General features: G+C 36.7%; 9 protein-coding genes. 1 reads left to right on the top strand and 8 read right to left on the bottom strand.

Features of this window, described 5'->3' with window-relative positions; translation table 11 throughout:
• Window positions 1-327 precede the first annotated feature (327 nt).
• On the top strand, window positions 328-1956 hold the full coding sequence (locus ACRD64_RS18240; RefSeq protein ID WP_430934897.1) for a tetratricopeptide repeat protein: 1629 nt from the start codon (window positions 328-330) through the stop codon (window positions 1954-1956).
• Between the two features lie 101 nt (window positions 1957-2057).
• On the opposite strand, the gene ygiD is transcribed toward ACRD64_RS18240, so the two are convergent.
• The 8 genes from ygiD to ACRD64_RS18200 form a co-directional block, all read right to left on the bottom strand.
• Window positions 2058-2942, bottom strand: coding sequence for a 4,5-DOPA dioxygenase extradiol (ygiD, locus tag ACRD64_RS18235; RefSeq protein WP_430934896.1), 885 nt, complete (start codon window positions 2940-2942; stop codon window positions 2058-2060).
• Window positions 2943-3030: 88 nt separating this feature from the next.
• Window positions 3031-3615 carry a Crp/Fnr family transcriptional regulator gene (locus ACRD64_RS18230; protein ID WP_430934895.1) on the bottom strand — a complete coding sequence of 195 codons (585 nt, stop codon included), beginning with the start codon at window positions 3613-3615 and terminating at the stop codon, window positions 3031-3033.
• A 54-nt stretch (window positions 3616-3669) separates the two neighbouring features.
• Entirely contained in the window at window positions 3670-4446 is a 777-nt protein-coding gene (locus ACRD64_RS18225) for a carbohydrate-binding family 9-like protein (RefSeq protein WP_430934894.1), read from the bottom strand.
• 130 nt (window positions 4447-4576) lie between these two features.
• A complete protein-coding gene (locus ACRD64_RS18220; protein WP_430934893.1) occupies window positions 4577-6043 on the bottom strand; it encodes a sulfatase family protein in 1467 nt (488 codons plus the stop codon).
• A gap of 220 nt (window positions 6044-6263) precedes the next feature.
• Entirely contained in the window at window positions 6264-7895 is a 1632-nt protein-coding gene (locus ACRD64_RS18215) for a sulfatase-like hydrolase/transferase (protein WP_430934892.1), read from the bottom strand.
• Between the two features lie 438 nt (window positions 7896-8333).
• Window positions 8334-9104, bottom strand: a complete 771-nt coding sequence (locus tag ACRD64_RS18210; protein WP_430934891.1) for a T9SS type A sorting domain-containing protein — start codon at window positions 9102-9104, stop codon at window positions 8334-8336.
• 84 nt (window positions 9105-9188) lie between these two features.
• A complete protein-coding gene (locus ACRD64_RS18205) occupies window positions 9189-11288 on the bottom strand; it encodes a hypothetical protein (RefSeq protein ID WP_430934890.1) in 2100 nt (699 codons plus the stop codon).
• Window positions 11289-11298: 10 nt separating this feature from the next.
• Entirely contained in the window at window positions 11299-12807 is a 1509-nt protein-coding gene (locus tag ACRD64_RS18200; RefSeq protein WP_430934889.1) for a sulfatase, read from the bottom strand.
• Window positions 12808-12834 lie beyond the last annotated feature (27 nt).

The raw sequence follows: 12834 nt of genomic DNA, 5'->3' as shown, positions 1-12834 counted from the left end.
AGCTGTAAATCCCCAACAGTAAACAAATATCGTACATCTCCGATAAAAATCTATGACCTACTTGGTAGTGGGGATACGATTTTTACAAATTTCATAACTTTAATAATATTGATTTTAGAAGGAGGTTGTTATTTCTGGCAAATAAACCATAACTAACTGATTTCAAACTATAATTACCAGTACAATATAAGCAAGCGTAAGGCAGAATACACTTTATCCATCATATAAAAAATCTATACATATCCCTTTTTAGACATTTATAAATCTATACTTTTAAAAATTATTGTATAGTTTTATAATTTGTAATAAGTAGTAAATCAAACAGAAATGAAATTCAGAATTTGTTTTATAATAATTATATACATTTCAACAATTAGCACAAGCTACATCCATGCTATACAAAAACAAGAAGACACTTATCGTTTATACAACAAAGCTAACAAGCTAATTTCTGAACAACCTGATTCGGCCTTAATCATGCTAAAATCTATTCTAGATAACGCTCAAGACATTGATGACTCGTTATTATTAAATACTTATTACCATTTAGGGAAACTATCTACACAACTACAAAATTTTTCAGAGGCGTTTGACTATTTTGAACAAGCCTTGCATACTTCGGAAGTTGTTAAAGATTTCATTATGAAGGCCCGTTGTGCTCAAGAATTAGGAAACTTATATACACAATTTGGTAAGGAGGCAATTTCTCACAATTTTCATATACTTTCATTAAATCTGAATAAGTTACTTTATAAAAACGCCATTGTAACATCTAATTCCGTGACTGGCTCTCATTATCACCTAGCCATGCATTACCGCAAGTTTAACAAACTGCAGCTCGCTCTAGCTCATTTAGATACATGCGAAATTATTGGAATTAAAGACAAGCATATAAAAATATACATGAATTACCACAGAGGTGAGCAGGCTTGTATTTATAATGATTTAGGCAGAACTGACTCTTCGAAGGTAATTCTGCACAGAATTAGTGAAGAAATTGAAGATAATTTGAATAACCCCCAAATACAAGATCACGTTAAGGGATATTTAAGTATGATATACTATTACCTTGGTAATGCTTATAAGATTGAGAACAATTATTTATCAGCTATAAAATTTTATACACAGTCGCTACAATTAAATCAAGAATATGGATTATATAACAATATACGTAGCGATGTGCTGGAAAACCTTGCTTATGCTGAGTTTAACGTAAATCGTTTCAGGCAATCCTATATTGATTTAAAACAATCTAAGGCCCTAAGTGACACTAGCTTTAACATAAGTAGTCTGCGTAACAATACCTTAATTGAAATTAAATCGAAATATAAAGATCAATTAGAACAACAAGAGCTAGAGCTACTTGCAAAAGATAAAGTGGTAGCAGAGCAAAGAAGGAGTTTATTACTCATTAGGTCTTTACTTCTTGGTCTCCTGTTAATCATCTTCATTAGCATGTTATTTTACCGGAATCATGTGCAACGCAGACGTTTTAAGCTTGAGAAAGCGGATATGCAACTTAAGCGAAAAGAAGCCAACGAAGCCTTGGAAATAAAAAACAAAGAACTCACAGCCTTTACCCTAAAATTAATTGATAAGGAAGAAACGATTGACGAACTCCTGAAAAGATTAAAAGAAGGAAAAACAGAAGCATCTTCGGTAGAATCCATCGAAAAAAGCATTAAGGCTTCTTCTACAGCCTTATGGGACGAATTTAATACTCGCTTTGTAGAAGTAAACTCAGGTTTTTATGAACGTCTTCAGCAGCAATATCCGGACTTGAGCAAAACAGAACGAAAACATTGCGCACTAATTAGATTAAACTTCTCAGGAAAAGAAATGGCGCATTTATTGGGCATTTCAGTTACCAGTGTTCACGTTTCCAGATATAGGCTACGAAAGCGTTTTGAATTAGAAAAAAGTCAGAATCTAACTAATTTTATTTCCATAATTTGATGCAAGTCCCCTGCAAACCTAAGGCAAGGTTGCATCAGCGATGCAAGTCCCCTGCAAACCTGCGACAGGGTTACATCAGGTACCATATAGCATTTCCTCCTTTATCCTATTTTTACCGATGTCATGGACAGTGCGCCTCCTATCGGTTTATCGTTAAAAATAGATAAACCCTCATTTTTCTCTTGTAAAGCAAGAATGTATAATAATGGTAAATAATGATCGGGGGTTGGTATAGATAACTCAAAAGCTTTACCAAGTCTGGTATAGTTAATTAACTCTTCATGGTTTCCATCTAAAATAAACTGATTCATTTTAAACATGGCTTCCTGGGCCCATTCATGCGCATAAGGCTCATTTATTTTCCTCCAATCCACCAATCTCAGGTTATGAACCAAATTACCACTTCCAACTACCAATACTCCTTTTTTTCTTAATAATGCCAGCTCCTTCCCTATTTCGTAATGCTGCTGTGGCGATTTGGAATAATCTAAACTTAATTGAATAACCGGAACATTGGCTTTGGGGTACATATGTTTGATAACAGACCAGGCCCCATGATCAAGCCCCCATTTATCATCCAATTGCACATTGGTATTGGTAATTAATGCTTGGGTTTCTTTAGCTAACTCAGGGTGCCCAGATGCGGGATATTGTATTTCGTATAATTCACGAGGGAAACCACTGAAATCGTGAATTGTTTTAGGGTTCTTCATAGCAGTTACCTGAGTGCCTCTGGTTTCCCAATGTGCCGAGATACATAAAATTGCCTTTGGCATTTCTATTTCTTTGGTAACTTTTCTAAAACCTTGAACGAACTCATTTTCTTCGATGGCATTCATTGGGCTACCATGGCCCAGAAATAGAACAGGCATTTTAGGTGTTAGTTCCAGACCGTTAATCAATTTATTTAAATCATTTAGTTTCATAGGTAACAATGTTGCAGGTGCTGCGGCCAAAATATTAGTTAAAAACTGTCTTCGTTTCATACCAAACAAATTAAGTACACCCCAAATGTATGCTATGACCTTGTTTAAAACACTTGACCTATGTTAAGAAATAAAGTGGGAATCTTATTTATTTGCTCTGCTTTCTAATCCTACTTAGGCTTTCTGGTGTTATACCGAGATAGGAGGCTATGTAAACCAATGGTACGCGCTTTAACAGTTCAGGAAGTTCTTTAAGCATTTGTTTATATCGATCTTCTGCGGTTTCCCACATGGTATCGTTCAATCGTTTTAAAGCTTTAAGGTAGGCTTTTTGAAAAAGAATACGGAAATACCTTTCTAAGGTAGGAACTTCGGTATATAATTGCTCAAGGCGATCTGCTGAAATACGAAGAAGCTGGGTGTCTTCAAGAGTCTCGATGTAGTATTTTGATGGTTGTTTTGAGAAGAAACTTTCCAAATCACTGATCCAGCTATTATCCATACGGATTTGATAGATATGTTCTACTCCTTTGTTATCGACATAATATGAACGTACACAACCCTTAACAATAAAGTATATGTAATCGCATTTTTCACCGGGAGCTAGTAGATTTCTTTTCTTTTTAAAAAACAACTCCTCAAACGAAGAAAGAATGATAGGCTCATCTGTTACAGATATTTCTGTCCATTTTTTTAGATAGTATAAAAGTTTGCTTTCCTCCTTCTTGGTCATAAATTTTCAGTTTGAGACTTCCAAAATAAATGGATAATACCAACAAACAAAAATTTATTCATTTACAAACTGCATCAGTCCAAAACTCTTAGGGTTGTGCACATTTTTATCATTACCCTTAAGCGGAAAAATAGTAGACGCGGTTACCCTCTGCCCTTCAACTTCATTCCTATCCTGACGAATGGCCATAAATGTCCAAATGGCTCCTTCTTCGACAGGCGTAACTGGACCCACCGTATAAAAGGCTTCTATCGGAATGGCCATCTCCATGGTCCATCCATTGTCAATATCCGAATTGTCATTGATGGTTCCGTCAATAGTTACCTCAACCTTATATTCAGGATTATAGGCCTTCACCACAAAATTCCCATCTTTATGCACATCGTTGATAAAAACAAAGTCGTTGGCTGTTTTATACAGGTTCAATTCAAAACCGAAATGCATATCTATTTTATCATTGGAAGGAATCAGAAATATTTCGGCACAGTCATCTACAAAGGTCCAACCGTCCCTGTCTTTCATACGGGCAGTGATATATTTGTCCTTACATTCATAAAACAGGTATATGTGATCATCGTCCCAAAGCATTTTTAAAGTTGTGTTTTGCTTGTCGCTGGGTTTCTGAATGTTTTTAAAATAGTTGAATGGGTGAGCTTGTGCTCTTTGCCAGGAAGATTCGTCGGCTCTACCATCAATGATTATTGGCGAAGTTGCTTTGAGGACTTTGATAGGATTCTTTTTATTGCCAGAAGGATTCTGGCAATAAGAGTAACATAGGTTGAAAACTAATATCAAACCTATCGTAGAATATCTTTGTAACTTTAAATTCATAATCTTCCAACTTTCGACACAAAGCTACTTAGTAAATTCATTACTTCAGTAATGCGTCGACTTTTTTTATACAGAAACCCGAGGTTTCAACTCCGGACTATTAATATTTAACCCCTTCGTGGTTTATTTCTTACTCTAACAACAACTCCTTTTTACCATAAAATATAGGGTCTTTAAATTTCTTCGCCTGCATTAAAAGCTCGGTCTGTAATTTCTTAACGACTTCTTTATATTCCGGATTTTTATAAAAGTTAACCTCCTCATTGGCATCTTTCTTTAAATCAATCAGCCATGGTTTTTCAGATGGCGATAAAACCAATTTATACCTATACGTTAATGCTGCTATCCAATTTTGCGACGAACTGGTCATATAAGTAACCCTATCATCTGTAATGACTTTCTTTTTAGAAGTAAAATCAACAGAAGCATCAATTCCATGTTGTTTTTTAAGTGCAGGCATTCCCATCATCCCTAAAATAGTAGGCGTAAAGTCCGCCGTTGTAAATGCCTTGTTAATTACTTTACCAGGCCTTATTTTACTAGGATAACGAAGTACAAACGGAACCTTGGCTGAAGCTTCGTAAGGGTTACCTTTATTGTGCTTTCGGTGTTCTCCCATTAAATCACCATGATCAGAAGTAAACAATACAATGGTATTATCTGTAAGCTTGTTTTTATCCAAAAAACCAAGAATACGACCTACATTATCGTCGATACATTTAACCATACCAAAATAACGCTGCATTTTACCCTGATCCAACTCTTTAGCTTCGTTCTTGTCGCCAATCGCCGCCCATTTAGGCATCTTATCCTTTGGTGTCTGCATAGTTTTAGGCTCTTTAAAAAACAAATCCTCATACATGGTATCGTATGGAGGTCGCACGGTATTTGGCGTATGTGGATCAGGTATGGAAATCATCATACAGAAAGGCTTGTCTTTGTCCCTCTCTAAAATCTCTAATGCTTTGCTAGCAAGATAATCGGTTGTAAAATTTTCCTTGGTAATTTTTTTAAGGTTTACAGATTGCCTTTGTGTTTGCGCGTCATACTTTCCATACAACACGGGTTTGCCATCTTTTTCATCCAATCCTTTCCAGTGTCCTCGATTGAACATATAACGATTATCTGTAAAACCAAATTTACGATCTGGTTCGAAACCGGGCTTGGCATCTCCATCTAAATGCCATTTTCCCAGGTACGAAGTTGAATAGCCTTCATTTCGCAAAACTTCTGCAAATGTTATTACATCATCATACAAGGGTATATCGTTACGGTACGAACGTGTGGCAATGGGGTATTTCCCTGACACAAAGGAAGCCCTGGAAGGGGTACAAACCGGCGAAGAAGAGTAGAAATTATTACAAACAGCCCCTTCGTGTGCAATACGGTCGATATGAGGTGTTTTTACCTCTACTCCTTTTCCCCAAACAAATGCCTGGTCTTCGTCTAACTGCTCACGGTAACAGCCCAGGGTTCTGAAGTTATGCTCATCGGTAAAGATGATAACAAGATTGGGTTTATCGTTTTGGCTTTCCACCTGTTGAGAAAACAAAAGGATTTCCAATAGCACAAAAGCAAATAATTTTAAGGTTTTCATTGCCAATTTAATTTTTACAACTTCCGACGCAAAGTCATTATAATAGTGTTTGAACTTATTGATGCATCGGTTTTATTAATCGATAATTTAAGGCAGTCCAAAAACTAAATTTAATGCTAAGGCTGTTAAGATCACAAAATTGGTTATTTTACGGTTCTACACTTTGTTCCATGTTACGGCCTGCTTTGATTACAGCTAACTGAGAACTGCCTGCCAAACACTACTTCAACCTCAGCGGCTCAACCTCACCTATACCGCCGATGGGTGCATCATGGGCTGTTTTATGCAAGTTAAATTGAGGAAGAATGTTTTGTAACTTCTTGTGCTCATTAATATGTTTTTCAGAAACAGCACTCCAATCGTTAATGACAGGAAAACTGATTAAATCATCCGGATATTTAGACACATCATAAATTTTACCTTTGCCATCTTTCATCACATTCTTTCCTCGTATAAGCTGCATTTCTTTATGATAAGAATATATCCACTTCCTGTGCTCTTTTTTGTTGGTAGTCAGGAACGGCATTAAACTTTCACCGTTTATCTCGTAGCTATCAGGTATTTTCACTCCCCCCAAATCTGCAATCGTCGGTAGAATATCTGCAATATTTGCAAGTACATCTTGCTCACCGCTTTTAGTCATGCTTAGGCATGGTGCATAAATAATCAGAGGTACATGAACCCCTTTTTGGCTTATAGGACTATTTTTTCCATAACCGCTTGTACCATTATCGGCACAAAAAATCAGAACCGTATTGTCTTCTACCCCTAATTCTTTGAATTTCTCAAGATATTGCCATATCTGGTAATCAATATAATTGATATGGGTATGTATACCTCCTTCGGTTACGGTACCATGTGTATTATACTTTCCATTGTCGCCAGTAATTTTAGGTTCTGTTCGGTAGTACTTACCATTTATCCATTCTATTTTAGGCGTTCCAGGCCACTTTTGACGGGTATTTTTATTGATATCTGGACTAAAGAAGTCCCAGCCATCGTGCCCCAAGTGGGTAGTATGGTATACAAAGAACGGTTTTCCCTCCTGATGCTTACGCTCCATAAAGTCAAAAACAAAATCCAACTCTATATCTGGTCCGTAAGTATGTAAACCATAAGAAGCTTTGGATTCTGGCGTATTGGGCCAAATTTCGAATTGAGATTTACTGCCCGGATGGTTCATTAGTTCTACATGAGGTTGCCAATACCAACCAAACTGTTGATAATAATCTACTTCAACACCCGTATCTGTATTGATTAAAATACTTTTGCCGTTCTTCTTTTTCTGCAAAATCTTAAAGTCGGAATAGGCATTATTTTCTTCGTGAACACCGGGTGTAAACACACCCTCATCAAACCCAAATTTATCAACACCACTCATTTGGGTTTTTCCTGCCCAAAGTGTTGCATAACCACCTGCTTTAGCTACAAAAGCATTGGTGTGTGGTGAGCCTTCATAAATAGGCCAGGCTTCTTTTTTACCATCTTCATTAATCCAGGTACCTTTATCTTTGTTGTTCCACCATTTATGTACATGGCCAAACCTACCTGTCATCATCATAGCGCGGCTAGGCATACATACGGTTGATGCCCATGCTGTTTTTATCCAAACTCCCTCATTGGCTATCTTGTCTAGAACAGGAGTTTTCGCCCTGTATATTGGATCAGATGTATCTCCCCCTTGTGGTGGTTTACTCCAAACCGATGAACCGTAGATCGGTATTTCGCGAGCACTAATATCATCGGCAAACACTACAACAATATTTGGCTTACCTGACTTTGATTTTTTCTTTTGTGAGTAAATTGAAAGACTCACACCTATCATCAATAACAATAAAATCGATCGAAACATCCCTTAGAAGTTTTATGAGTATTATTCTATCGGAAAAATAAGATGAAATTTATAATTGTTCCGTCCATTTTTATGCTTTTATACAGGGGTGTTTTGAGTACTTCTGTTGATTTAGTATGAAATAGATGGAATTAAAAACAGAATGATATTGAAGTATTGGATAACATATGGATTTTATTTCGAATCAGGATATGATTGATGTGATAATTAAAATTACTATACGCAAATCCGAAGACAATCAATCAGTCTTTTCGGTAGCATTAGCTTCCATATATGGTAGAACCAATTTTATTCGTGTAAATAAACGAATATTAATAATTCATCCAACCATATAAGATTATATATGGTTGGACGAAAATATCTGAAGCTATTCTTAATAAACTATTAAATACAACCTTTTAAACCTTGATCATTTAAAATAGCTTCTTGGGAAATATATTATTTAACAATAATTTTTTCGGTTATATTACCAACCTGTACAATGTAAAGTCCGGATAGAGGAGTTTGGTACTCAAAATGATTTTGAGCATAAGTTTTAACTAAAACGCCACTGGCATTATAAATATTAATTGGCACTACTTCTTCCGATTGGCTTTTGAAACAAATTTTTCCGTTACCAGCATAGAGTATATATTTCTTTTCATCCGCTTTTTTAATTATATCGGTTGTTAGTGATCGGGGAGTATCGTCATCGTTAACAATAATTTCATCTACTAAACCAAACTTATCTGTGTTATTAAGAATCTGACCTGAGGAATATCTGGAATCACCAATATCAGCACCAATTCTTATTTGTGTAACCTCCAAATCGGAACCCCCTGCAGTTAAAGGAACCACTAAATCCTGCCATTTACTTACATCAGTATAATCATTTGATCTTCTATGGGTCGCTCCATCCGTATTGTAACGAATTCCGAAATCAGGTTGCTCTGCATATAAAACCATGATGTGAATATATTTAGTTGTATTGGCGGGAACAGTAAAACCAATAGGCACATCCACCAATTCCCACCAGACTGTACTTGTTCTTCCGATTTGGAGACACTTATTAGAAGTATTCACACCCGTTTTATCAGGATTATCAATCCAGATAGCTGTAGCTCCAAAATTGGGAGTAACTGATGTTTCTGTTTCAAAATTAACTTCTTGTCCAATTACACTAGCTAAAGGAAGCATAAAGATTGCCAATACTAAACGTAAATTTTTCATATTCATAATATTTTTCAGTTAAAATGTTAATTATGTAGATAAACTTGTTTCTTTATCTAAAGAAATTAATTCGATTAAGAGTAACTAAAACACGATTAGCTTTTCAGTGTGGTTGCCAATTTGTACAATATATAATCCTGCTGCAGGAACCTCAAACTCCAAGTGAGCATCTTCAGCTGATTCAACCAAAACCCCCATGTTGTTATATACGTTTATTTGGGTGTGAAGACCATATAATATCTCCACATAAATTTTTCCATTGCTTGAATAAACTTCATAATCCTGATCTTTAATTCCCTTACCTACAGCAGTATCATAAGATCTTGGAATAGAATTTTCATTTAAGAAGATTTCATCTATCCATCCAAATGTACTTGCCTCAAGAACAAAACCTGCCGGATCATTTTCAAAACCGCAATCTCCCATTAAGCGTAGATTATTTACATCAATTCCGTTGGTACCTCCATTGAGTTCAAAAACCAGGTCCTGCCACTTTCCTAAATCTGTATATGTATTTAAGGGTCTAATATTTCCTTCGTTGCCGGCTTGGTTTAATCGTAAAATAAAATCAGGCTGTTTATCATACAAGACCATCATATGCAGGTAGCGTGTATCTCCGGCAGGTATCGAAAACGAAGTTTCAATGTCAACGAGTTCATACCAATTAGAAGATGTTCTTCCAATCTGCCCACAAGTTGAAGTACCGTTCAATGACCTATTATCGGGATTATCAACAATATTAAAGATGGCCCCATAATCTTCTGTAACCGATACTGGCGACTCAAAGTCAATTAAATTGATACTAGTTTCCTCCAGCGGAGAACCACTTAGCTCAATCTTAAAAATTTCATATTGTCCATTTTTATTAATTTCGAAACTTATTTCATTAGAAGATAATAGTGTTGCGCTTCCTGCTTCTGTTTTATATGGAGCTGCTTTATCTGTTGAGAAGTAATCTTCCGAACGTAACTTTTTTACCGATTTGATATGATCAATGGAAAAACCGCTGACTGTAACGATGACATCGGTTTTTTCGAAATCCTTGCCCATCACAAATAAAACAAGATTATTAGGATCCTGAAGTGCCCCGGTAATCGTTATTCGGTCAGAAACTGTACGAACAACATCACCCTTAAACGAGGCTGCCATTTCACCCAAAATCTGACCGCAAGGAAAAACCACAGACCCGTTCCAGTTTACAATACCTAATCCGGGAACGGAATTATTCACCGGAGGCCAATAGGCAGCTGCATCCACTCCTTCTCTTGCATAGATATGGATAATATCAGGGATAATATTTGCGGCTTCCATATATAGACGTCTCTCATTATAATCCCTGGAAGGCATCCATTCTGACAGATACACAAGCATATCTTTTTGTGAATTGAAATTTTTGGCGCAAGCTTCTATCCGTTCACCTAATTCGCTAATATTATGCGTGTCTGTTGTATAACCCGTATAGGTATGTAGAGCCACACCGTCAACTGCATTATAAGATACAATTTCTGAAAAGTGAGTCTTCATGGCAGTAAATTCCTCGGGAACCGTATAATCACCATTGACAAAAATTTTAAAACTACGAGTCGGAAATTGAGCATGAATATACCCTGTGATCTCCATAGCAATTTTTGAGTACTTCAACAGCTTATTTGCTCTGCTGCTACCTCCTGCAGCCTGTAACCACCACTCATTACCAATTTCAACATATTTTACTTTATCAGGATCAGCTCTTGTAATGGCATCTTTTGCGACTAATTTCAAATTATTAATCGCTGCATCCCATTGCGCTGAACCATATGTTTTTTCCATGGCTGTAACCGTGGGAACAACAATAGAGTAATTCTGTACTTCAGCTTTTAATGATGTAACTGAGGCTCCAGGTTCACTGGGTGTTTTATCCCAACCCGGCGTTGAATTAGAACTCCAGCTATAAAATTCAGACTCCCACCCTCCTGGAAAACGAAACACGCCATAATTGATACTTTCAAAGGAAGTTACAAAATCCGGGAAAGCTGTATTAGAAATCTGTCTCCAGTCATTGTTAATACCAAATAGATCTGAACTTATGGCGACTCTATCATTGGCGTACACTTTTAAGTTGGCAATAGCCTGACCGTTAGTATTTATCAAAATTGTAAAACAGATCAGCAATACTCCTGCAATCCTATGCTTTAAATTAACCATATGATGTATCCTATTTGTATTTATAATAAGGATTTTTTTTAGGCATTTTAGCTCCAACTTCCAATCGCCAATTTCTTAAATCCTGTAATAACTCATCTTTCAAGGCTGGTTGTTCCGGCGACAAATCACGAGATTCGGATATGTCTTTTCTTACATTATAAAGTTCTGCTTTGCCGGTTTCGAAAAGCTCAATTAACTTGTAATCCCCTTTCCTGATAGCTCCTGCTGGCGCATCTCCCTTTCCTCCATAATGCGGATAATGCCAATACAAGGCGTTGCGGTTAAGATTTTTACCTTCTAATAAAGGTAAAAGACTCACACCATCGATTTCTTCAGGATTGGGTATATCAAATCCACAAGCATCTAATAATGTTGGATAAACATCAACTGCATGAACAGGCTCTTTGCAAACACTACCTGGTTTGGTTTTACCTGGAATCTTAACGATGAATGGCTCTCTAATTCCACCCTCGTATAACCAGCCCTTACCGCCACGTAAAGGAGCATTACAAGTAGGAGATGTTTCTGCTGTTGACAAACCACCATTATCAGAAGTAAAAACAACAATGGTATTGTCATCCAGACCGGCACTTTTAAGATAATCCAAGACCCTTCCGATGTTTTCATCCATACTCTCAATTAGTGCTGCATATTCGGCATTATTTTGTACCAGGCGTTCCTTCCAGTGCCACTTTTTTTGTGGCCAGTCATGATACCATTGCACATCCTTTGTAAAGGTGTTCATGGTGTCTAACCCCATTTTTTTGGCTTTTTCATTGTAGTAAGGTATCTTCTCCGGTTTAGGATGGATTGGGGTATGTACCGTGTAAAAAGACAAATACAATAAGAAAGGATCTTTCCTATTATTTTCCATCCAATCAATACTCTCGTTAACCAATCTGTCTGTTAAAAATTCATTTTCCGGACCATCTTCTAAATGTGGGTTATTATAGGGCGTATAATATGAACGATTCCCTTTTCTATTTCCATTAGGCCCACCCTTTAACCAACCTGCTATATTTTTATCAAAACCCTGATATTGTGGGTAGAACAAAGAATCTTCAGCAAGATGCCATTTTCCGACAAAACACGTACTGTAATTTTTAGCTTTAAAAGCATCTCCAAAAGTAGTTTCTTCCAGTGGCAAATTATATACATTTTGAGGGCCTATCATGGCATAATCCGATAACTCTTCCGGTGTTTTCTCCGCTTGATATCCCATGATCCAATCTGTGATCCCTGAACGAGGGGTATATCGCCCGGTTAATAAACTAGCCCTACTCGGCGAACAAACACCGCAAGAGGCATAAGCATCGGTAAACATCATACCTTCGCTAGCAAGTCGATCAAGGTTTGGTGTTTCATAAAATTCACTTCCCTGAAAGCCGGTATCTCTCCAACCGAAGTCATCGGCCATGATGACAACAACGTTAGGCTTGCGTTGAACTTGCTTATTCTTAGTACAGCCTATAAATGTAGTAGTTGCTACAAGCAACAAAACCAAACTCCTGTATATCATATTTATATATTTAAATATTATTTGTTT

Source organism: Saccharicrinis sp. 156 (assembly GCF_050589685.1).
In the GTDB taxonomy this organism is placed as follows: domain Bacteria; phylum Bacteroidota; class Bacteroidia; order Bacteroidales; family Marinilabiliaceae; genus Saccharicrinis.
The sequence above is the reverse complement of the archived record's forward strand: the minus strand, read 5'-3'. Positions and strand labels throughout refer to the sequence as shown.